Below are 23,688 nucleotides of genomic sequence, written 5' to 3'. Positions count from 1 at the left end.
AAGGAAGTTATTTATTCTATTGAAATTCCAGACTAAGCCTTGCCATCAGATAACTGACGGTAGATTCTGCACCCTGATTGAGATTTACATTTTTTTCCTCAAGCCCATCATAGCAACCTCCTGTTGCAGGGTTATAAACGATCTGATTCAAATGATTTTTTCCCAAAAACCAGTTGAATGAGTTGTTCATCATTTGTAAATATTTTTCATCATTAAAAATTTTGTAAAAGGCAGATAATGTCAAAACAGTATAAGCAACATCAATAGGCTGTTCTCCACCAATTGGAGTGTCCTTTTCAGTGTTTTCTTTTTGCATCCAGCCTTTATTGGAAATCACTTTTATATTATCATCAATCATAATTTTAGATAACAAAAACTGGAAAGATTCTTCCGCAATTTGTTTGTAAAGCGTGTCTTTGGTTGAAATCCACGCACACAGTAAAGCTTCCGGCAATACGCTGTTTCCGTAGGTCAGATAATTCTCAAACCAATGCCAATCGTCTTTTGCTTCATGTTGATACATTTTCACTAGACGATTTGCTAATTCTTTTAATAAGGGAAGATTTTTTTCTGAGTTTTGATAATGCAATCCTTTAATAATAAAAGCCATTGCTCTTGTAGAATGGATTTTTTCTGCCCAGACAAGATTTTTCTGAATGATTTCCTCTGCATTCTCAGACAATTTCTGTGGCAAAATTTCTTTTAATGAAATTAAATAACCTAAAGCCCAGATTGCTCTTCCGTTGGAGTCGTCCAGATTAGTTTCATAGTTTTGATTAGTGAATTGTTTTTGTTCATTTACATAGTTTAGGAAACTCCCGTCATTATGCTGGCAAAATTTAATAAAGTTTAAATAAATTGAAATCAATTGCAGATCTGCTTTGTCTTTACTGATTTGAAAATGCTTGCAAATAGCAATCATCGCCCGTGCGTTATCATCCAGCGTATATCCTGAATTAATATCCGGTCTACTGATCTTTGAAAACTGAATCATACCGAAATCTGTTGTCATATTTTGAATATGCCCAAGATTGATTTCCGGTAGAGTATAATTGAGTTCTGTTCTATTATTTCTGAATTTCTGAAATAATAAAGCGTGTAAAATAGATGAATTTTCCCAAGCTGTCGGAGCCATTTTTTCCAATGCTTTCTGACGTAGCTCCTCTCGTTTGCTTTCATTTTCTAATAATGTATTTACAGCGACAGACAACTGATTTGGAGCTTCAAAATCAATAATAATTCCGGTATCTTCCTTTAGAACTTCCAGAGCGTGTGGAATTGGAGTGGAAACAATAGCGCATCCGCAGCTGATTGCATAGGAAAATGTTCCGCTCACTGCCTGGTTTCTGTCTTTTGACGTGAAAAGATAAACATCGGTAAGCTGAAGATATTCTAGTAATTCCGGGAGTGGCAGATAATCATTGATAAAGCGGATGTTGTTTTCCAAATGAAGTTTACAAGTGAGATCTTCCAAAAAATCACGATATTTTTCGCCTTCGTGCCTTACTATTGCAGGATGTGTTTTGCCAAGAATTAAAAAAATTACATCAGGATTTTTAGCAATTATTTCCGGTAAGGCTTTCAGTGTCGTTTCAATATTTTTTCCGGAACTTAATAATCCGAAAGTTGAAAGAACCTTTTTGTTTTTAAGATTATACTTTTCTTTCAACGCAATTTTATCTGTGAATGGCAAAAGGTGTGTTCCATGGGGTATTACCGTAATTTTATCGAAAGGAATTTCATAATCATTCGAAAGAATTTCCGCAGAAATACTAGTCATTACGACAAGAGATTTTGCAAAATGGGCAATTTCTTTCACCTTTTCCTTTAGCTCTTTATCCGGTTTTGGCAAAACAGTGTGAAAAGTTATGATAACATCTTTTTTTAAGTTCTTGAGAAAAAGATACAAACCATTTCGGGTTTCATTAAAAAAGCCGAATTCGTGCTGAAGCATCACCAACTCAACTGTATCGTTTTTATTGATCTTTGCAGCCAATTCCAAATAAGAAACAGCATCTGAGATATTTAATTTATACTCGGTATATTCATTATATTCATAGTTTTCCTCTTCTGTTTCTATCGGGCAAATTATCGTATTGAAAGATTCTCCGAATTTCGAACGAAGAGATTTTATAAGATCCTGTGTATAAGTAGCAATTCCGCATACTTTTGGAGGAAAAGTGCTTACAAAGACAATGTTGGTTATATTATTGGTTTTGTGCTTTTTGTCATTATAAGATTGTCTAATTGCTTTATCCTCCACGTCTGAATTGATATTTTTATTCATAATTTACTTTAATTTTAATCGGATAATTCTTAATGGATTATCTTTATACCGCGTACATCATCAACTCTTTCAATAATTTTGAAATACTAACTGATGCAACAGCTATCCTTTCGTCGGCAGCTCCATAATAGATATGCAGTCTGTCATTTTCTACAATGGTTCCTGTCGGGAAACATACATTGTTAACTTCACCCTTCAGTTCCCATTCTTCTTCGGGTTTGAAAAGCGGATAAGGAAGTCGGGAAATTTCTTTTTCCGGATTTTCAAGGTCCAATAAAGCTGCACAGGCGTTGTAAACATAACCGTTAACGGTATCATAAACACCGTGATAAATCATCAGCCAGCCATATTCTGTTTCTATTGGTGGACAACCTCCTCCGATATAACTTGATTCGTGATCGTATTTAGGTGATAAAAGAATATGGTCTTTCAAATGTGAAAAGTAATCCTGCCAGAAATCAGAATTCAGATCTTCTATATTTTTTATGCTGACAATCTGAATTTCAGGTCTTATCCTGTGAAGGAAATAAAATTTATCGTTTATTTTTCTGGGGAAGAAAATCAGATTTTTATCCCATAAAAAAATAGGATCACTGTCAGTATGACTAATTTGAAATTCGTTGTATCTTCTATATTTATCAGGTATTAAACCCTCTGATTCTGATAAAAGCTTAAACTCTTCATAAGAAATTTTAGGAACAATGATTCCTTCATTCTTCCAGAATTTAAAGTCTTTTGAAGTCGTTAATGTTCCTAAAGCATTGATGCCGTCATAACTGGTGTAAGTAAGATAAAATAAATCATCTATTTTTACAATTCGAGGATCTTCCACACCGTGTTTTTCGTACTCAAATTCAGGGACAATGATGGGTGAATCTGACCGTTTTTCTACCGTAAGCGGATCTGACAATACACAATGCCCGACAGTTGAAAAATTACCCTTAGCCACGGCACGGTAAAACAAATGTATCTTTCCGTTTACTTTAATAACGGCAGGATTTAGAACGCCTTCGTTCTCAAAATTCAAGTTGGTTTTCCTGAGTATAATTCCTTCTTTTTTTATTTCTACCATTTAGGTTGTTGCGTTGCGACTTTCATTTTCTTTTTCTTTCCTTTTGTTTTGTTTGTCTTCCCGCTTCTCTTTTAATGATTTTGCCGCAGGTGTTTTATCTGTTTTTTTCTTTGTATCTTTTTCTTTTGACATTTTAAAATATTTTTATTATATGTAAAGGTCATCTATTAAAAAAAGAAAGGTTTGTAATAGTCTTTCAATTTGTTGCATAAATCATAGTTATTAAAATTTAAAGGACTAACTTTGAAAGAGTGGTTGTCAATATATAGATTGACAAACTCGAAATACGGTAAGGATTATGAAGTTATATATAAAATATATGGTAAGCCTGCGCTGCAAAATGGTGGTTCATCAGGAGCTTGAAAAACTGAATATCAGAAATGCCGTAGTAGATCTAGGACTTATAGAAATATTGGATGATATTACGGATGAACAACGACAGCTGTTAAAAGAAAATCTCCTTAAAACCGGACTTGAGTTATTAGATGATAAAAAAAGCATTCTGATCGAAAAAATAAAAAATGCAGTCACAGAAATGATCCATTATTCCGAATCTCTTCCTAAAGAAAATTTCTCAGATTATATAAGTGAAAAGCTTGGTTATGATTACACTTACCTTGCCAACACATTTTCTGAAGTGAAAGGTATGACTTTGCAGCACTTTATCATTATCAATAAAGTGGAAAGGGTAAAAGAGCTCCTTTTATATGATGAACTCAATCTTACTGAAATCTCTTATAAACTCAATTACAGCAGTGTTGCGCATCTTTCCAACCAGTTTAAAAAAATAACCGGACTTTCTCCTTCTTTCTATAAGCAACTGAAGCAAAAACGGCTGAAAAATTTAGAAGACTTATAAAATGTATGATATATGCAAATCTACTTTAGAAATGTATAACAGGATAAGATTAAAATAGATCATCTTTGGATTGTAATAATTCTGTTACATATAAATTCGAATTATGAATACAAGTCACAATAAAGCTAATGAGGCTTTTAAAATTACAGGAGATTGGAAAGAACAATCGAAACAATTAAAAGAAAAATTTTCACAGCTTAAAGATTCAGATTTAGTGCTTGAAAAAGGAAAAGAAAATGAATTGCTGGGAAGATTAGAAAATAAACTAAGCAAAAGCCGTGAAGAGGTTATTAAGATTCTTAATAATACTCAACTTTCATAATGAGCATATTAAATCCTGAGAAATAGTACATATGTTTTGATGGATTTAATAGAAAAAGGGGCAGGTGCTTTTAAAGCCCCTGTCCTTTTTTATTTGAAAATATCCTACTATGTTATGCTTCATTTAAATAAAAAAATATGAGACCACCGGATAATTTACAGAATCTTACAAGAAAGATTTTTAAAGTGACGGGTAAAATTCAGTCTTCACATCCAGAATTGTATTTCCTGTTGAATGAAACGCCTCTGTTTATGTCTATAAATAAGTAAGATATTACGGTTCAGGATCTAAAGCAATATCTTTCGTCTATTAGAATGCAGCTTGTTACCTTCGAGAAAGAAAAAATAAAAAAATGAAAACAATTATATTATATAAATTTAAAAACTCTATCACGCGGAAAATGCCTCTTCTGAAAGAAAAAAGTATGCTTAGTTCATTTAATGATCTGATGGCAATCGATCTTCTGGATACAGAAATAATAACGGAATATACAATTGATGTTCCTGACGATTTTAATTTTGAATACCACAATGATGAAGAATTGTTGGAATTGTGCAAGGCTTCACAAAGATTTATTGATTATCATTTTATAACAACTTTGAACGACTATTATGTTATCTGATTTTACCCACCAAAGTTTTCAATCATCGGATAATTAAAATATATGAAAAAAAAGATCTATCTTTTAGGCTGGACGATAATTGTCCCAATATTGGCTTGGATAGCTTATTTGCTGCATTATTCGCTAACGGGACATTTATATTCTTTGATCCTCACTTTCTTTCTTATAGGAGCCGTTTTAGCAGCGGTTTATCATTCGGAAATCATTGCTTATCGGGTAGGTGAACCTTATGGAACCTTACTTTTGGCTTTTGCAATAACCGTGATAGAAGTTTCTCTTATTATTTCGATAATGCTGAGTGCAAAAGGTTTGGAAACAATCAGCCTTGCAAGAGATACGGTCTTTGCTGCTGTGATGATTATTCTTACAGGGATTATTGGTATTTGTATTGTTGTTGGATCAATCCGTTATAAACAACAGGTTTTTACACTGCAGGGTGTGAGTACTGCAATGATTACACTTGTTGTGATTGTTGTATTTATTCTTATTTTACCCAATTACACGACAAGTCACAGTGAAGGAGAATATACATCTTTGCAGCTTATCTTTATATCTGTTATCTGTCTATTACTGTATATAGGTTTTACAATGGTTCAGACGATTAGACACCGTGCTTTTTTCATTGCGCCTATTCCTAAAAATAGTGATGATGAGAATGAAGAGAATGAAATCCTTCCTGAAAAGCCCACTCGAAAGATGATGTTTTACAGTATTATATTTTTGATTTTATGTCTGGGAATTGTCGTTCTATTAGCTAAATATCTTTCAAAAGATGTTGATAATCTTGTATTCAAAGTAGGAGCCCCAAAATCTATCGTTGGAATTATTATAGCCGGAATTGTTTTATTACCGGAAGGAGTTGCCGCAATCCGTGCTGCATATAATAATCGTCTACAAACGAGCCTTAATTTGGCTTTTGGATCTGCATTGGCAAGTATTGGTCTCAGTATTCCGGCTGTAGCTGTGTCTTCAGTGATAGGTGATTTCAGGATGACATTAGGTGTAGATTTAAAATCGATGCTTTTGTTAGGATTATCTTTATTTATCATTACGATTTCGCTGGCAACAGGACGTACAAATATTATGCAGGGATTAGTTTTGATTTCGATTTTTCTCCTTTATCTTTTTACGACACTTGTTCCTTAAAAATTTAGATAACTATATTTTTTGATGTGTCAAATAAAAAAAATGCAAGTGGTTATTATTTTAAAATCAATGCTGTTATCAGCATACAATATATATTTCTATTCTAAAGTAAAAGTGCGATCTGATTATTCATTATATGCCAAACTAAAAAATATCAAAATGGCGCCAACTATCTTTAGTTGGCGCCATTTGGCTGTTTGTGACCAAGACGAGCGTATCTTCAAACACTTTTATCGATGATTTACTTCGTTTGAGCCAAATCAAAAAGGAATTAGTAACCCCGATTTTAATATTTAATCACTTGTAGTTGTAGAGTTTTTGCAAATTAATTTTTTAGTAAATGTAATAATCCAATATAAACAAAGAAGATGTTATTGATATGATTGTTGTATTTAAATATCGTACGGTACTTTTAATCAATTTATTACGTTCCGGCTGCTTGAAAATTCTTTGTAAGTATACACATTGTAAGGATAGATTTTCTTTGCCAGAATTTTAGAAATAACACTACTGATGAACAAAGGAAACAGCAATAGATATCCAGACGGTACTATACTGGAAATAATAAACATGGCAGTAAGAGGGGCGTGAATAGCTGCGGAAAGCATGGCAGCTGCTCCAAATAACGCAAAATTAATAATCACAAGATTGGTACCTAAATAATGGTTGCAGAATTGGGCAAAAAATACCCCTAAAAACGCTCCTGTAACAATACTAGGGGCAAATACACCGCCGTCACCGCCTGCACCGAGAGTGAGGGAAGCCGCCAATGGCTTTATGAAGATAAGCAAAACCAGAGGAATTAAATATGCGAGATTAACGATGTCGTACGAACTACATTCGAGGATTTTACCAAGTCCGTGATAACTATCACCATATAAAGCCGGAAGAAAAAAGATAAATACCCCAACAGTTATAGCACCTAAATTTACACGGATGAAATTGTTGTTAATCCCACCAAAAAATGTTTTTGCGTAGATGACAATTTTCGTAAAATAAAGCGCAAATATACCTCCGATTAAACTTAGTATCATAGCAAAAGGTATGGATTGCCAACGCCAGTCCTGTACCTTAAATGTAAATAGTGGATTTGAGTCATAAAAATGTACAAATAGATGAGCTACAATCATCGAACTAATTCCACTGATCAGTAAGGTTTTATTGTATTTACGTGCAATAACTTCAAATGCAAATAAAAAACCGCCCAGCGCACTTCCAAAGAGTACGGTTACACCCGCTATAATACCTGCACATATCAGTTCCGTCTTGTAGGCCCAAGCACTATGCAAATGTTTGTAGGCCTGATTACCAACTGTTGCGGTGGCAACTACTGTTGACACTTCTACTCCTGTAGATCCTCCGAAAATCACTGTTAAAAAGCCATTAACACAATGAGAAGGTATTTTAAAAAAAGGAAGATGATCTTTTCTTGTTTCCAGGGTAGTATATATTTCTTTAATTCCTTTATTTTTTCTGTTCTGAAAGAAATATTTACGTAGGAAGTAGATTGTTGTAATACCTACACTTGGTAAAAAGATTAACAATTTGTTTTCCGTGGCTATAATTTGTTCAAAGAGGTATTCTTGTACCTGTCCTGTTAAATGTTTTAAAGTATAAGATATAAGACAACAGATAATACTAACGATAATAGATATCCCGGTTAATTTGACATAGCTGGATCTGATTATTTTCTTTCTGTACGCTGTATTGCCTTGCATAACTATTTTAGTTTTAAAGAAGATGTAAAGGTAACAGTTATTTTTTGAAATAGTAAAAGTTGCTTGTTACTTTATACTACCTGTTTTTATTTAAACAATTCAAATGAAGTTTAAATAATTCATTGATTCATAAACTGAAAGTCCAACTGATAAAAGGCAACGATATACTTAATTTTTTTGTTTTACTTATAAATTCTGTCTTTTTGCAACGTTGGAATTTTAGATAACTGTTAAAAATAGATGTTTTTTAATTTTGTGACGGATGAAAAAATTGCAGATTTCGTCAGCTTCTTTAATTTTAGTATTGAATAATATACACTATTAAATAAAGAAAAACTAAATTAGTTGTGCAAAGAAATTGTTATGCCTAAAAACGATTCAATTACATTAAATAGAATGGATTACAGCAGTGGGATTGCTGTTGGTATTTGGAACGGATCTACACCAGGTATTATAAAAGCACTTTCACCCCACAGGCACGACCATTATACTTGCATGCTAATTGAAGCTGATCAGCTTGAAGTTGTATTTGATTTTAAGCATTTAACAATGCCGGTGGGGACACTTTTTATCTCTCCTCCTGGACAAGTTCATCAGATTCTAGAGACTCTTAGCGCAACCGGTTGTTATCTGTCTTTTGAAAGCCGTCATATCGGTAGAACGGCACAAACCAGTTTGGATAATTTGTTAGAGGAAACCTTGATTATCGCTCTCTCTAATAATGAGCGGGATTGGTTTAGAACAATCTTTGATTCAATGATGAAATTACAAGATCTGAACGATATCGCTTACAGGCAAGTTGAAGAACCATTGCTTTCAGCTTTTATTGAACAGGCAGTTTTGTGCTACGAACGTCAATTATTCATTAATCCCGAAAGTATCAGTCTACGTTCTATCAGTCTCACAAAGGAATTCAGGAATCTTGTAAAATCACATTTCCGGAGTATTAAGCGTCCATTTGAATATGCAGAAAAGCTTAATATTACTGTTGGACATCTAAGCGATACAGTAAAAAAAGTGACTGGATCATCAGCTTCGGAACTGATTCAAAAGGAAGTGATGAACGAAGCGTTAAGATTGCTATACTATACGGAGGTAAGTATCAAGGAAATTTCCTATCAGCTGGGATATCAAGACACAAAATATTTCATTAGACTGTTCAGTAAAAAAGCAGGTTGTTCGCCAAGTGAATATCGGAAGAAATACGCTAAAAACTCAGACCAAATCTTAGATCATTAAAATTGTTCCTTATTTTGTCCACCTTTTACCTTAATTTGTGAGTGGCGTTGCATATGCCAATTGCTCAATTTTGTAAGACAAAAAAATTACTTCTAAAGAAAATTTAAGTCTTATGATTGGACAGAATTTTGTTGAAAGCTCAGTATTCTCATTGTCAAAAACTCCCGAGGGAATAGTCGACTCTTTTCTTGCTCATATGAATTCTTTCCATTCGGAGACTATGCTTCGTTTCTATGAGGAGGATGCAATCTTTATTAGTGATAACGGTGAGCCTCGGAGAGGAAGATTGGAGATTGCGCGAGAATTGGACTGCTTCTTTAAATTCGGATTGCCAATCAAAATTACAACAAGGAATGTTTATGTAGATGGCAATCTAGCATCACTAATCTTGGACTGGAGTATAGCGGGTATTGCGAATAATGGTGAAAAAATATGTATGCGAGGAACATCTAATGATTATGCTAAAAGAGGAGCCGATGGATATTGGAGATATTGGTTTGAAAATCCCTTTGGTGTTCAAGTGCGCAGTTTATTTTAAAAAACTTTACAATATTAAATAAATCAGATATGAAAATTTTAGTAGTAGGAGGTACAGGTCTAACAGGGAGGCTTGTAACTAACAAATTGGAAAAACTTGGTCATAAAGTGGTGATTGGCTCGCCATCACAAGGTGTTGATATCCTTACTGGTGAAGGGCTTCAGGAAGCCTTGACCGGAACTGAAATAGTAATAGATCTATCAAATTCATCTTCTCCCGAAGGAGAAAATGCATTTCGATTTTTTGAGACTGCGGGAAAGAATCTTGTCAAAGCAGAATTGAATGCTAGTGTTAAGCATCATATCGTTCTATCAATTGTAGGAACAGATGATGCATTGGAAATCGGTTATCTTAGAGCAAAAAAACTTCAAGAGGATACTATTAAAAACTCAGGTATACCTTACACTATAATTAGGTCAACACAATTTCACGAACATGTGGAAGCCATCATCCAAGTTCAGGGAGAAGGGGATAAAGTTTTTGTTTCGAACTTAGACTATCAACCAATTGCACTTGATGATGTTGCCGAGTTCATAGTACAATTTTCTTTGGAAGAACCTAAAAATAACACCATTGAAATTGCAGGACCAAGACGTGGCAAAATGGAGGCTTTTGTCTCTGAGTATATTCAAATTACCGGTCAGGATAAAAAAGTGATTATAGACAATGAAAATAAGTATATGCATTTTGTTGTTCCTACTTCACTTTTAGTTCCCACTGGGCAATACAATACAGGCAAAATACTTTTTGAGAACTGGGCACTTGAAACACATAAAATTTAATCTTCTAAATTTATCCTTTCGCTTAAAGCAGTTCTAAAATTTGAGTGCAGTTAAGTACTTCTTTATCACTATTTATGTTCTTTTTTTCAACTTATTAAGAAGATGGAAATTAATAATGAATTGATTTTTAATATGGAAAGGGAAAAAATTATTTATTGTGAAAAGCAGTAAAAACGTTTTAATTGAAGATGATAATTTCTTTTAATTTAATTAATTTTCTTATCAAGAATAATAATTTTTCTGTGTTCTCTTCCCCAATTAATCATTTCATTGATAATTTTGCCGAAAGTTGGGCAGCATTCTGTCGGTTCATATTCGATTAAAACAGGTGTTTCGGGACAAACGATGCATTTTACCAATTTATTCAGCTCCATATCTTTTAGTTCTTTGAAAGCATTCTAGTGGTAATTTTACTTTCCGATGTAATCCTACTGCCAAATAGATGGTTTTGTTAATGACCTTGGAGTTTTCACGAACATCGAATACGATTCCGATTAAATACAAATCTTCTAAGGGGCGGTTTTGGCAGCTCACCATTTCGGTAGCAACGGCATTGGTAATTATGGAAATAGCAGAGGAAGATATTTCAAAGTCGTATAGTTCTTTAACCTTCTCATCGATATCGCTCACAATCATACCTTTGGCGTATAATGAGATAATAATATTCTCCAAACATTTAATGATGTTGTGCGTTTTTTGTTCCGGTATTAACATTTTTTATTTCCTCTTCCAAAAATTTCTGATCACTCATACAAGTTAATTTTCGACAATATAGGAAACCTAAAATAGGTAAATAATGAGCTATATTTTGTAATGAATTGCCACATTAAGAATTTTTAAATAGGTCAGTTACAGCTTTAAACAAATATTATTCTGGATTATTCTGAAATTAAGAACAAAAAAATGGCTCAATTTGGATTAAATTAGAGCCATTTGGGCGTTTGTGACCTCGACAGGATTCAAACCTGTAACCTTCTGAGCCGTAATCAGATGCGCTATTCAGTTGCGCCACGAGGCCATTGTTTCCTTATTGTTTAAAGGTTTGCAAATATAGCACTTTTTTCTTTTCTTTGAAACATGAAACTAAGAATTTTACTACTATTTGCGTTTTGTACTCTAATTTCCTGTAAAAGAGAGCAAAAAATTTCATCCGATGATTGGACGGTTATCTCAAAAAAGCTTCAATACAAGGATGAAGCTAATATTTTACACATCAAGTCGGGGAATTATACCTATGATTTCAAAAATACTCAGGTTCCATTTAAAAAAGTGGTTCTTCTCAACGCCAGTTTGATGGGATATGTTTCAGCTTTGGATGCGGAAAATCTGGTCGTAGGGATTTCAAGTCCCGAATATATTTATTCGGAAAAAATTCAGGGATTGCTTAAGGAAGGGAAGATCCAGAATGTAGGAAGTGATCAGAAATACGATGTGGAGAAGATTATTTCCTTACAACCGGATGCCGTTTTCACCAACTATATTGCAAGCTTCGAAAATACCTATCAGTTATTAAAAAATAACGGAATTCAGGTTGTTTTTTTTGATGAGTACCTTGAGCAAAAAGCACTTGAAAAAACAGCATATCTCAAAGTGTTCGGAAAACTTTTTGGAAAAGAAAAAGAAGCAGAAGCCAAATACGCTGAAATTGAAAAGAACTATAACGAATTAAAAAAGCTTGCCTTAACCGCTAAGGATAAGCCGGTAGTCCTTGCCAATGAGATGTACGGGGATGTTTGGTATTTACCCGGAGGAAAAACGTCTGTAGCGAACTTTATTTCAGATGCCAATGCAGAATATATCCTGAAAAATAACAATGAGGAGAAAGCTGTGACCATGAGTTTTGAGGAAGTTTTCTCAAAGTCTGATAAAGTTCAGTACTGGATCAATGCAGGAAACCATACTTCAAAAAAAGAAATGCTGAATATAAATCCTTTTTACAGTAAGCTGGGGGTATTTTCGAAAGGGAAAATATACAGTATTTCGGGAAGGGAAATTAAAAAAGCGAATGACTTTTTTGAAAGTGGTGTGGTAAGATCGGATTGGGTTCTGAAAGACTATATTAAGATTTTCCATCCCGAACTTTTGCCGGGATATCAGCTTGTCTATATGAAAGAATTGCAATAACTCGGAGGATTTGTTTATTTTTGTAGTGCTTTTTTTAAAGGTATGTGGAAAAAAATAAAACAACTGTTGTTTATCATTCTGATTTTGAATGTGGTGTTCATTATATGGGGCAGATTCTTTAATCCACCCATTACAATTACTCAGATCGGAGGCCTGTTCCAGTATGGAAAATTACAAAGGGATTACATTTCCTATGATGAAATGGGTAATAATGTGAAGAAAGCGGTCATTGCTTCTGAGGATCAGAAATTTTTTACACACAACGGCTTCGATTATGTGGCTATTGAAAAAGCGATGAAACATAATGAAAAAGGAAAAAAAGTAAGAGGCGGAAGCACCATTTCCCAGCAGACGGCTAAAAATATTTTCCTCTGGCAGGGAAGAAGCTGGATCAGGAAAGGATTAGAGGCTGTCTACACCTTTATCATTGAAAAAGTATGGGGTAAGGACATTATTCTGGAAAGATACCTTAATTCCATTGAAATGGGACGTGGGGTATTTGGAGTAGAAGCTGCATCCGAATATTATTTCGGGAAGTCGTCTAAAGACCTAACAAGTTCGGAAGCGGCCTGGATAGCGGCTGTTTTGCCAAACCCTAAAGAGTATGACCCTAAAAATCCTTCAGCCTACCTGACAAGGAAACACAACTGGATTTTAAGACAAATGAGAAATGTAAGTTTGAAATAGTATCTTTGTACTAATGAAATTTTTCAATTCCAGCACAAATTTTGAAACCGTTCTTAAAAAATATTTTTCTTTTAAGAACGAAACTCTTTCCTTAGAACCGTTTGCCGAGTTTTTGGAAAGCATTAAGAGAGCTGATTTTACAGATGTCCTCAATTTTTTTAAAAGTAATCCGGATTTTACAGCCAATTTTAAACATTATATCTACAATATTTTTGAGGGGAGGCCTTTTAACCTTTCGCTTACAGAGGCAAATATCCTTTCTGAAAATGCCTTTTTACCGGAACTGAAAAAAAGAATCCTTAATAAAGTCCTTCCTCCTGTAGAAAAGGAGAAAACGGTATGGTATCTTATCGATAATATCAGCCTGAGACCAAAGAAAGATCTTGAATATCTTCACAATCTTCCTGAAAATGAAGTCAATGAGTTCCTCACTATTTTAGGGATTTCTGATTTTATTATAAAAAATAATGTTAAAAGAGAGCTTATTTTCTCTATGAATATCCTTTCCTGGCGTGTTACAGGAATGGCTATGGAGGTGGAAGTGGTGAGAATGGCTCCCGAATACAGGAATTTTGACAATCCTTTTCTAGCTTTACAAAACGAGCTGGAAAGCCTTGCTGCAGAACTGGAAGCCGAGCCCGGATTGCAGCTTCACTCAAAAGACAGCAGCTACAAGCAGATCAAGATCTACATCCAGCAATGTCATGAGTTTGTTAATATAGCTTTTAAAAACTCTTCCAAATATGGAATTTCAGGGAAGATCAATCAGTCACTTCTGAAAATCCGTCAGCAGATTGAAAGAATTAATGAAATCATCAAGCTTCTGGTCATCAATGGTGATGAAGATGTGATTATCAAATCCAAACAGCTGATGTTTAATATTCTCCGGTATAAATCCCATAAGAATAATATCGCAGAGCTTATTAATGACAGTACAAGACTGATTTCCCATCTTATTACAAATCATACGGCAGAAGCCGGATCACATTATATTACCTCCACCAGGAAAGAATATATGAAAATGTTCTATAAAGCCAGTGGTGGTGGAATTATCGTAGGAGCACTCTGTGTGTTGAAAATGTTGTATGGATATATTCCGGGAAGTGACTTTTCCCACGCATTTTTATATTCTATGAATTATGCCATGGGATTCGTTATGATCTACCTGATGGGATTTACTTTAGCAACCAAGCAGCCGGCAATGACTGCTGCAACTATGACTAAAGTACTTGCCGAAGAAGGAAACAGCAAAAGAAATAACACGGAATTTGCACATCTTGTCTCTAAACTATTCAGAAGTCAGTTTATTGCTTTTGTGGGAAATGTAGCGTTATCATTTCCGATAGCTCTGGCTATTATTTATGGGCTGGATGTTTTTTTCTCCCAAAACCTGGCTGTCGACAGATCCGACAAGCTGCTTAAAGACCTGGATCCTTTTCAGTCAAAAGCTATTTTGCATGCAAGTATTGCAGGTTTCTATCTTTTCATCTCAGGAATTATTTCGGGAAATATAGGAAACAACTCCGTATTTTACCAGATCCCTGAAAGGATCGCAAAAAATATATCCATCAGAAAATTATTCGGGGTTAAATTTGCCAAAAACCTTTCTAAATACTATGCTAAGAACTGGCCGGGAATTATATCTAATTTTTGGTTCGGGGTTTTCCTCGGTGCTACTGCTCCGGTAGGTTTATTTTTTGGTTTGGATCTGGATATCCGGCACATTACCTTTGCTGCAGGAAATCTGGCACTTGGATTATATGGAAAAGATTTCTCTGTGGATGCCTACACATTCTGGATTTCCTTCTTTACGGTATTCTTAATCGGATTCTTTAACTTCCTGGTAAGCTTCGGGCTGTCTATGTTTTTAGCGTTCCGTTCCAGAAAGCTGAATTTCGGACAGGTAAGTGAGATTTATAAAGAAATATTCAGGTATTTTTTAAGTCATCCGTTTAAGTTCTTTTTCCCTTTAAGTTCAAGGCTGGATAAACATGCGGATGACCTGATGAACAATACCATATCTACAAAATCTGAAGATCATTAAACTTCTCTTGACCAAATTTATCCTGGAATTTCTTCAGGTAAAAACTTCTCCGCATCTTAAAATCATTTTTTAAAAGAGGGGAATCTATTTTGATCACAATACATTGGTCATGAATCCCTACACTTCTGATTTCCTGAAAAAGACTTTCATCAAGATAATCTTCCAGAAAATCCTTGATTTCAAATGCGATCAATTTATCCTCAAAACCGTGTATTCTGGCAAAGGATTTAACAAGGTCAGATGATTGAAATTCTCTTTTTTTTCGTTTCATTGTTTTAGATCCGAGGTTCGGATTATGTATTAGAAATTGTGGATTAAATTTTTATTTTTTGCAGGTAATGTATGGTATATTTTCGTTTCTGTTTTCTCTAATACGTTCATGCTTGATAAAGAAAAGTGAGTTTTTATGTGTTTTTAAAAGGAGATCAAAAGCAATTTTATTCTAACCCGCATTCTGAACTTCCTACTTTGTTTCCCACATCAGATTTCAAAAATTATACTTTCCTCATTTATTTTCTTAACTACACTTTCCGTTCTTTCTCTATGGGTGTCTGTAATAAAAATCTGCCCGAAATTTTCTTTATTGACCAACTCAATAAGTTGTGCCACGCGATGGTCGTCCAGCTTATCAAAAATATCATCCAGTAAAAGAATAGGCGTTTTACCGGTAAGCTCTTTTACGAGACTCATTTGGGCAAGTTTGAGCGAAATAAGAAAGGATTTTTGCTGGCCCTGGGATCCTATTTTTTTAATCAGTGCGGCATCCATTTCGAAAAGCAGGTCATCTTTATGAATTCCTCTGGAAGTATACGTCAGCATTCTGTCTCTTTCCAGGCTTTCCTTAAGTAAATTTTCGAATGAAGATTCCAATAGATGAGATTCGTAGATTACGGATACCATTTCCTTACCTCCGGAAATAATCTGATAAAAGTTTTGAACAATAGGATTGAGTTGGGAAACGAATTCTTTTCTTTTCTCAAAAATTTTAGTTCCGTGATTATGGATAGGAGCATCATAAATCTCGAGGGAATCTTTATCGAATACTCTGTTCTTGGCAAAATACTTTAATAAGGCATTTCTTTGCTGGATGATTTTCTGATACTGGATGAGGTCAAAAAGATATCCCGAATCAGTCTGGCAGATCATAGAATCTAAAAACTTCCGGCGGCTTTCCCCTGAATCCGAAATCAGATTAGAATCATAGGGAGAGATCATTACACTTGGCAGGTAACCGATATGGTCAGACATCCGGTCATAGCTTTTATCATTTTTTTTAATGATCTTTTTAGCCTCTTTGGGCTGCGATATTTTTAAAGTATCCTCACTATCATCATTCTGAACTTCGGCATCAATGGTGAAAAAGTCTTCCTCCTTTTTTATGTTATTAAGATCGGTGTTCCCTAAGAAACTTTTTCCCACGGATAAATAGTGGAGGGCATCCAGGATGTTGGTTTTTCCCACACCATTGTTACCTACAAAACAGTTGATTTGAGGGGAGAATTCAAATTTTTTCTCAGCATGGTTCTTGAAATTGTACAGAGAAAGTTTCTTAATAATCATTTGTCAAAAATACTTCATTATTCCCAAAAATAAAAAGGGAAGTGCAGAACAGGTTTCTACCCCAAAAGAAAAATAAGCCTCATCTCTTTTGTTTTCAGAATAGTAGATCAGGATATAGGTGATTACACTGGCCAGAAAAAAAGAAACTGCGTAGGGCGGATCCAGATAAAAAGAAGCCAGCAGGCTACTTATAAAAACCAAAAGATACGCTATGTATTTTGTATTCTGGGTACCGATCAGTTTGGGAAAGGTTTGCACCCTGTCACTTTTCATATCCCGGATGTCAAAAGGAAGGACAAGCGCCGTAATAAAAAAGAAGCTGATCAGAAATATGGAAAGGCTGAATTCCGGTAATGTAAGCCAGCAATTTACCAGTGCCCACACCAGTCCCACATAAAAGACCTTCAGTAAGGGGATTTTTCTTATGTAAACGTCCAGAAAAAAGCTATTATATAACAATCCGAGGACGACTATGATAAACCATTTGATTAATCTTATTTCATTGTGATTATGGATGATGAGAAATGCACAAATTACGCCGGCTATAGCATTTAAAATTAATATTTTAAAGAAATGCTTAGTGTATTGATACTTAGTATAAAGATAACCACTGAAATACGTGATAAAAATTAAGAAAACGGAAGGGAAACGGAATGTGTTTTGCTCTTTCATGAAAAATACTGCAAAAAGAGTTCCCATTACGGAGACATAAATTTGACTGTCTATGACATATTTTTTCAGTATTTTTAAGAAATTCATTTATCAAAAATAACATTTATGAAAAGATTTTCCAAGGTTTTTATGCTTTTGCTTTTAATGCTGAATTTCTCAGCAGTTTTTGCACAGAAATACTACGACGATCAGTGGAAAAAAATTGCTGACAACAGCCAGAAAGGAGCGTACAAATCGAATCTTCCCATTGTTTTAGACATACAAAAACAAGCTATGAAAGAAAATAATACACTGCAGCTGATCAGATCCCTCAAAGCAGAATTTAGTATTGTAAATCAAACGACTGACGATGATCAGAATAATTCCGCTTCTAAATTCTTCGGTAAGCTTCAGGATACACAAAAGCAGCTGAAAGGTGATGAAAGGGTGGTGTATGATGTACTCTTAAGTAGTTTTTTTCAGGATTATTATAAACGGCATTCCTGGGAAATTAATGGACGGACGAACCTGAACTCTCAGGACGTTTCTCAGATTGAAACCTGGAGCAAGCTGGATTTTAAAAATTATCTGACGAAAAACTTCAAAGATCTTGACCAACAGAAAGAGCAAATGAAAAAAATCTCTTTGGATAAATATAAAAGTGCATTTTCAAATACTAAGGATATTATCTATTTTCCAACATTGTGGGATTGGTATTCTCTGAGGAAAATCAACTTTCTGGGGGATAACGAAATTTTCACAAAAAATGAGCTTGCCGAAAACAGGGTTCAGATCAATACAATTTTTGATGAATTAATTGCACAGAATAAAGGAAATGCAAAGTTGTATTTTATGCACCAGACGCTTTCTGAAAACTGTGACGCCAATCAGTGCAAAGATAAACTGGTGCAACTTCAGAATCTTTTGAAGACTGATACCGAAGGAGATTATAAGGTATTGATCATGGAAGGGATCATGAATGAATACCTGATAAAAAAGCAAGCAAAAGAAGCTTTAGCAGTTGCTGCCCAGGCAAAAAGCCAGTATCCAAAATCTCCATTTCTTGAGAATATAAAAAATAAAGAAGATCAGATTCTTAATCCGAATCTTACTCTCAAATATGAAGAGCAAACCCAGGCCAATCTTCCTATCCACCTGGTTGCTGAATATAAAAACGTTTCAGAATTTTCATTGAATATTTACGAAGTAAAAGATGATTTTACTTCTTTCATGCAATATATCAGGAACTCATATGGAAATACATTTGGACAGGTGAAAAAAAGCCTGGTAAGAAAAGAAAGCTATCAGCTTCCGGATCCTAAAGATTACCAGATGCATAAAACCTCAGTGGAAATTCAGCCTTTACCTTCCGGTATATACGTTGCTGAGTATCTTGTTGCAGGGGCTGGCGCCAGTGATAATGATGCCAAACAGAATTTTTACTTTCTGGTTTCAAACAACAAGGTGATCTACCAGTCGAAAACAGACAGAAATCAACTTTCAAACGAATTGAAACTGGTAAACAGCGAAAACGGAAAACCTGTAGCTAATGAAAATCTTACATTCTACGAATTTGTAGCCAATAAAACTTTAAATAAAGTTGATGGAAAAACCAATGATAAAGGTGTTTTCAAATTTCCTTCAACATCAAGTAAGGATTACTACAGGACATTTTTGATACAGCAGCCAAAAACCAAAGATTATCAAATCATGCAGGTGTATGGGAATGATGATTATTCCAATTATGATCCTAATAAGCAGGTCCGTTCGAAAGCTCAGATCTTTACAGACCGTGCAATTTATAGACCCGGTCAGACAGTCTATTTTAAAGTGATCAATACAAAGGTTGATAAAGAAACGGAAGGGGTGGTATCAGGCCTGAAACAAAAAATAACGCTTGTGGATACCAATGGTCAAGAAGTCTCTGCACAAAATTTTACAACCAATGAATTCGGATCATATCATGGAAGCTTTATTTTACCGAAAGGACAACTCAATGGGGTGTTCTATTTGAATACCGACGGCAATACGCAGGGATATAAAGATATAAGGGTAGAAGAATATAAGAGACCAAAATTTGAGGTAACCTTCGATCCTGTAAAGGATGAGTATAAATACGGCCAGACTATAGAACTCAAAGGAAAGGCAGCGATGTTTTCCGGTGTTGCTTTAAGCAATACTACGGTGAGTTATGAAATCAAAAAACGCAACATCCGTTGGAGATATTTCTGGTGGTATCCGGAAGGGGATGATAATGAAAATTCAATCCTGGGTGAAGCAAAAACAAATGAAAAAGGAGAGTTTGTTATCCGCCTTGACCTTAAAAAAGATGAAAAACTGGAAGGTATCCAGATCGATAATTATGAGATCAATGCTTCTGTAACGGATATTAACGGAGAAACGCAGACGGCGAATACACAATTGAAGGTAGCTTCCGTATCCCATTATATCAAGGCAGATGAGATTAATAATGCTTTTACGGATGAGAATGTAAAAGTGAAAGTAGAGACAAGAAACTATAACGAGCAGGATCTTAAAAAATCGTATCAGGTAAAGCTTTCTAAACTGGAGTCTCCGGACAGGATCTTCAGGGATAATTTCCTGAGAGAAGTTCAGAATCAGCCCAAATTGAGCAAAGAGGAATTCATTAAGAAATTTCCACATGATTTATTTGACAAAAATGATGAATTAAAGAATTGGAAAGTCGGAAAAGTGGTTCTTACCAAAACACAGGAACCATCTGGAGATCAGAAACAATTGGCAACCAATCTGGAACTGGGTAAACTGGAAACAGGGGATTACCAGCTGGAATTGTATAATATAGAAGGAAAAGATACCATAAAATCCGTACAGAATTTCAGTGTTTGGGATAAAGGAGCGTTAAAGCCCGGTCAGAAAACATTCCTAAAGGTTATCGGACCTAAAAATGAAGGGGGAAGAGGTGAAAAAGCAAAGATCTATGTGTACTCGGCTGTTCCTGATGCCATAGTCAATGTATTTGTTCAGAATGGGTCAGGAAGCACTCTTTCTGAAAGCTATAAGCTGAAAAACGGAATGCTGGAGTATTCAGCAGATATTCCTAAAGATAAAAGTGTATCTGTTTTAAATGTTCAATTTCAGATTGTTGCATTTAATGATGTGCAGACTGAATCTGTCAATTTAAAAATTAAGGACTCTGAAAAGCCTCTTAAAATAGAGACGGTGACTTTCAGAGATAAACTGGAGCCTAATGTAAAGGAGAAATGGTCTGTAAAAGTTTCAGGAAATGATAAGGAGAAGATCAATGCTGAGGTTCTGGCCAATATGTATGATATGTCTCTTGATCAGTTTGCAGCCAACAGCTTCGATTGGGAAAAATTATATATTCCGTATACCATCATAACCTCTTACGATATCAGGGAGAATCTTCTGCAAAAATATTATCAGAAGAGACTGAAATATATGAATGGTAAATATGTGGAAGTACCGGTATTTAACTGGTTTGACAATTCGCTTTATTATGATGGTGCTGTTCTTCAGAGTCTTGAAGGAAGAGCAAGTGGAATAAGAATTAGGGGTAATGCTGCTTACAGTAAAGCGTTACCAGCCCCGGCTGTTGCTGCTAAGGAAGTTGCAGCAGATGCGATGGCTGAAATAAATGAAGTCGTTGTTGTTCGTAAAGGAACAAGTAATCAAGAAGGTGGACAGTCAAAAGAATCTCTGGAAAAAGTTCCGGTTCGACAAAATTTGAATGAAACAGCGTTTTTCTATCCGGATCTGAAAACGGATGCAGAAGGCAATGTGAATTTTGAATTTACTTCTCCGGAAGCGCTTACGAAATGGAAGCTTATGTTCCTGGCTCACACAAAAGATGCCAGGTCGGCGACATTGGAGAAAGAAGTAGTTACACAGAAAGAATTTTCCGTAACTCCAAATTATCCAAGGTTTTTAAGAGAAGGTGATGAATTAAACCTTCAGACAAAACTTTCTAATTTAACGGATAAGCGATTAAATGGTTCTGCTGTTTTACAAATCCTGGATGCATTTACTAATGAAGACATTTCTTCAAAATTCGGATTGAATGCGGGAACCCAGAACTTTGATGTAAGTGAAAACGGAAATTCGGTTGCAACATGGAAAGTAAAGGTTCCGGATAATGTTTCATCTATTATCCTTAAAGTAGTGGCTAAAGCAGGTTCTTTCTCAGACGGGGAGCAGCAGGCAATTGCTGTTTTACCGAACAGAATGCTGGTAACAGATGCAGTCCCTGTTTTTGTAAAAGAAGGAGAGACTAAAACTTTTGTTCTGGATCATCTTAAAGATGCGAATTCAGCAACAATAACGAATGTTTCAAATACACTGGAGCTCACAACCAATCCGATCTGGGAAATTATGTTTGCCCTTCCAAGCCTGAAAAATGATCAGAACAGTTCAGCTGATGTAATCTTTAATAAATGGTTTGCTGATGTTTTGGCATCTGAAATTTTCAAAGCAAACCCAAAGATGAAAACCATTTTTGAAGAATATCAGAACAAAGGATTATTGAATTCTAACCTTGAAAAAAATCAGGAATTAAAGCAGTTACTATTAGAGGAAACTCCATGGGTACTGGAAAGTAAAAATGAGCAGGAGCAGATGCAAAAGCTTGCATTATTGTTTGATGCCAACACAATGAAAAATTCAATCAATCAGGATTGGGATGATTTCAAAAAACTGCAAAATCCGGATGGAGGCTTTTCATGGTATTCAGGGTATCCTAGCTCTTACGGAGTGTCATTGTATATTCTTAAAAATCTGGGTAAAATTAATTTATGGTTAAAAGGTAATGCCAAGGATTATCAAAGTTCAACACAAAATGAAATGGTAACCCAATTGATAAAGTATGTAGATAACGAGATCAATAAATATGTGGATACGAAAGAAAATGTTTGGAACAACTGGATCCTGGATTATCTGGACACTCGTAACTATTGGGAGAAACAATATCCTCTGAAAGGAAAAGGGGCAACTTTAAAATCATTGGTCAAACAAAAAGCAAAAACTGCAAAAATCACTGATTTTACATTCTTCGGACTTCACCGGGCAGCTTTATTGATGAACGATTATGGAATGAAGGAAACTTCTGATAAGCTTATGACCTATCTTAAAGAAACTTCCACAGATACCAAAACCCAGGGAGTGTACTGGAAGCAGAATCTTAATGAGTGGGGCTGGTTCAGTTCAAAAGTTGTGAACCATGCCGGTGCATTAGAAGCTTTTAATACCTTAAAACCGAACGATCAGAAGTTCATTGAAGATATGAAGATCTGGCTGGTAACACAGAAGGAAGTTAATTCATGGGGAAGCTCAAGGGGTACTTCAGAAGTGATTTTCACGATATTAAATTCAGGAAAATCATGGACCGGTGCTGAAAGTGATAAAGCAACCATTATTTGGGGCGGAAAAGAACTGGCACCGCAAACACAGGCAACGGGGTATGTAAAGTCAACCGTGAAAACGGATGCAGTAGACAAAAGCCTGAGTACGGTTACCGTTACCAAGCCGGGTCCCGGAATTGTGCAGGGAGGATTGTTCTGGCAATATTATGAAGATCTGGATAAAATAAAATCATCAGAAAATTATATCTCCGTTACCAAAGAGCTTTATAAAAAAGTGAAAACAGTAAATGGTGAAGAGCTACAGAAAATAGCTGTGGGAACACCACTGAAAGTAGGGGATAAAGTAACAGTAAGAATGATTTTAAATACCGACCGTGCGATGGAGTATATTCATATAAAAGATATGAGAGCAGCCGGATTTGAGCCTCTTAATGTATTATCCGGATATCAGTGGAAAAATAATTTAGGATATTATCAATCTACTAAAGATGCGTCCACAAATTTTTATATTCAATATATGCCCAAAGGGAAATATGTATTTGAGTATGATTATGTTGCCAATGCATCCGGAAAGTTCTCAAATGGTACTACAACGATGCAGAATTACTATGCTCCGCAGATGAATGCTCATACAAAAGGAGACAATGTTCAAATTTTGGAATGATTTTTGGCTTTAGAGA

Annotated in this window: 19 protein-coding genes, 1 tRNA gene and 1 pseudogene; 11 read left to right on the top strand and 10 right to left on the bottom strand. The window is 35.1% G+C overall.

Annotation, left to right across the window (positions count from 1 at the left end):
* Window positions 1–16: 16 nt before the first annotated feature.
* From AC0INN_RS08945 to AC0INN_RS08935, 3 genes are read right to left on the bottom strand one after another with little or no spacing between them, the layout of a single operon-like run.
* Window positions 17–2,287, bottom strand: coding sequence for a glycosyltransferase (locus tag AC0INN_RS08945; protein ID WP_172279014.1), 2,271 nt, complete (start codon window positions 2,285–2,287; stop codon window positions 17–19).
* Window positions 2,288–2,330: 43 nt separating this feature from the next.
* Complete coding sequence (locus tag AC0INN_RS08940; RefSeq protein ID WP_172279012.1) at window positions 2,331–3,359, bottom strand: glycoside hydrolase family 130 protein; 1,029 nt, start codon at window positions 3,357–3,359, stop codon at window positions 2,331–2,333.
* Window positions 3,360–3,491: a hypothetical protein gene (locus AC0INN_RS08935; RefSeq protein ID WP_262484053.1), complete on the bottom strand. Its 132-nt coding sequence runs from the start codon at window positions 3,489–3,491 to the stop codon at window positions 3,360–3,362.
* Window positions 3,492–3,657: 166 nt separating this feature from the next.
* Here AC0INN_RS08935 and AC0INN_RS08930 point away from each other — a divergent pair, with 166 nt between their 5' ends.
* The 4 genes from AC0INN_RS08930 (at window position 3,658) to AC0INN_RS08915 (ending at window position 6,308) form a co-directional block, all read left to right on the top strand.
* Complete coding sequence (locus tag AC0INN_RS08930; RefSeq protein WP_228456958.1) at window positions 3,658–4,218, top strand: helix-turn-helix domain-containing protein; 561 nt, start codon at window positions 3,658–3,660, stop codon at window positions 4,216–4,218.
* Window positions 4,219–4,321: 103 nt separating this feature from the next.
* Window positions 4,322–4,540, top strand: coding sequence for a CsbD family protein (locus tag AC0INN_RS08925; protein ID WP_105700755.1), 219 nt, complete (start codon window positions 4,322–4,324; stop codon window positions 4,538–4,540).
* A gap of 352 nt (window positions 4,541–4,892) precedes the next feature.
* Window positions 4,893–5,162: a heme oxygenase gene (locus tag AC0INN_RS08920; RefSeq protein ID WP_172279010.1), complete on the top strand. Its 270-nt coding sequence runs from the start codon at window positions 4,893–4,895 to the stop codon at window positions 5,160–5,162.
* Between the two features lie 42 nt (window positions 5,163–5,204).
* Window positions 5,205–6,308 carry a calcium:cation antiporter gene (locus tag AC0INN_RS08915; protein WP_172279008.1) on the top strand — a complete coding sequence of 368 codons (1,104 nt, stop codon included), beginning with the start codon at window positions 5,205–5,207 and terminating at the stop codon, window positions 6,306–6,308.
* 416 nt (window positions 6,309–6,724) lie between these two features.
* On the opposite strand, the gene AC0INN_RS08910 is transcribed toward AC0INN_RS08915, so the two are convergent.
* Window positions 6,725–8,026 carry a chloride channel protein gene (locus tag AC0INN_RS08910; RefSeq protein WP_062672582.1) on the bottom strand — a complete coding sequence of 434 codons (1,302 nt, stop codon included), beginning with the start codon at window positions 8,024–8,026 and terminating at the stop codon, window positions 6,725–6,727.
* 363 nt (window positions 8,027–8,389) lie between these two features.
* On the opposite strand from AC0INN_RS08910, the gene AC0INN_RS08905 reads away from it, so the two are divergent.
* From AC0INN_RS08905 to AC0INN_RS08895, 3 genes are all read left to right on the top strand, one after another.
* Complete coding sequence (locus AC0INN_RS08905) at window positions 8,390–9,265, top strand: AraC family transcriptional regulator (RefSeq protein ID WP_056015211.1); 876 nt, start codon at window positions 8,390–8,392, stop codon at window positions 9,263–9,265.
* Between the two features lie 112 nt (window positions 9,266–9,377).
* Window positions 9,378–9,803 carry a YybH family protein gene (locus tag AC0INN_RS08900; protein ID WP_273648380.1) on the top strand — a complete coding sequence of 142 codons (426 nt, stop codon included), beginning with the start codon at window positions 9,378–9,380 and terminating at the stop codon, window positions 9,801–9,803.
* Between the two features lie 29 nt (window positions 9,804–9,832).
* Entirely contained in the window at window positions 9,833–10,585 is a 753-nt protein-coding gene (locus AC0INN_RS08895; RefSeq protein ID WP_056015209.1) for an SDR family oxidoreductase, read from the top strand.
* A gap of 206 nt (window positions 10,586–10,791) precedes the next feature.
* On the opposite strand, the gene AC0INN_RS08890 is transcribed toward AC0INN_RS08895, so the two are convergent.
* The 3 genes and pseudogenes from AC0INN_RS08890 to AC0INN_RS08880 form a co-directional block, all read right to left on the bottom strand.
* Complete coding sequence (locus AC0INN_RS08890) at window positions 10,792–10,959, bottom strand: winged helix-turn-helix transcriptional regulator (protein WP_249413646.1); 168 nt, start codon at window positions 10,957–10,959, stop codon at window positions 10,792–10,794.
* Between the two features lie 34 nt (window positions 10,960–10,993).
* Window positions 10,994–11,299 (bottom strand): annotated as a pseudogene (locus AC0INN_RS08885) (transposase); the annotation flags it as partial.
* Between the two features lie 230 nt (window positions 11,300–11,529).
* A tRNA-Arg gene (locus tag AC0INN_RS08880) sits at window positions 11,530–11,603 on the bottom strand.
* 59 nt (window positions 11,604–11,662) lie between these two features.
* Between AC0INN_RS08880 and AC0INN_RS08875 the strand changes: the two genes are divergently transcribed.
* The 3 genes from AC0INN_RS08875 to AC0INN_RS08865 are packed head-to-tail and all read left to right on the top strand — an operon-like array spanning window position 11,663 to window position 15,440.
* The gene (locus tag AC0INN_RS08875; protein WP_172279007.1) at window positions 11,663–12,709 is read left to right on the top strand and encodes an ABC transporter substrate-binding protein; all 1,047 of its coding nucleotides are present in this window, start codon (window positions 11,663–11,665) and stop codon (window positions 12,707–12,709) included.
* Window positions 12,710–12,751: 42 nt separating this feature from the next.
* The gene (gene mtgA, locus AC0INN_RS08870; RefSeq protein ID WP_172279005.1) at window positions 12,752–13,396 is read left to right on the top strand and encodes a monofunctional biosynthetic peptidoglycan transglycosylase; all 645 of its coding nucleotides are present in this window, start codon (window positions 12,752–12,754) and stop codon (window positions 13,394–13,396) included.
* A gap of 13 nt (window positions 13,397–13,409) precedes the next feature.
* Window positions 13,410–15,440, top strand: coding sequence for a recombinase (locus tag AC0INN_RS08865; protein WP_273648379.1), 2,031 nt, complete (start codon window positions 13,410–13,412; stop codon window positions 15,438–15,440).
* Here AC0INN_RS08865 and AC0INN_RS08860 read toward each other — a convergent pair.
* The 3 genes from AC0INN_RS08860 to AC0INN_RS08850 all read right to left on the bottom strand — a co-directional run bounded on the left by AC0INN_RS08860 (window position 15,418) and on the right by AC0INN_RS08850 (window position 17,759).
* Window positions 15,418–15,711, bottom strand: coding sequence for a hypothetical protein (locus AC0INN_RS08860; protein WP_172279002.1), 294 nt, complete (start codon window positions 15,709–15,711; stop codon window positions 15,418–15,420). The genes AC0INN_RS08865 and AC0INN_RS08860 overlap by 23 nt on opposite strands.
* Window positions 15,712–15,920: 209 nt before the next feature.
* Window positions 15,921–17,000 (bottom strand): DNA replication/repair protein RecF, encoded by a 1,080-nt coding sequence (recF, locus tag AC0INN_RS08855; RefSeq protein WP_172279000.1) that lies wholly within the window; start codon window positions 16,998–17,000, stop codon window positions 15,921–15,923.
* Window positions 17,001–17,003: 3 nt separating this feature from the next.
* Window positions 17,004–17,759 (bottom strand): UbiA prenyltransferase family protein, encoded by a 756-nt coding sequence (locus tag AC0INN_RS08850; protein WP_172278998.1) that lies wholly within the window; start codon window positions 17,757–17,759, stop codon window positions 17,004–17,006.
* 18 nt (window positions 17,760–17,777) lie between these two features.
* Here AC0INN_RS08850 and AC0INN_RS08845 point away from each other — a divergent pair, with 18 nt between their 5' ends.
* Complete coding sequence (locus tag AC0INN_RS08845) at window positions 17,778–23,672, top strand: alpha-2-macroglobulin family protein (RefSeq protein ID WP_306612763.1); 5,895 nt, start codon at window positions 17,778–17,780, stop codon at window positions 23,670–23,672.
* The last annotated feature ends 16 nt before the right edge of the window (window positions 23,673–23,688 follow it).

The organism is Chryseobacterium subflavum (assembly GCF_055762745.1).
The sequence above is the reverse complement of the archived record's forward strand: the minus strand, read 5'-3'. Positions and strand labels throughout refer to the sequence as shown.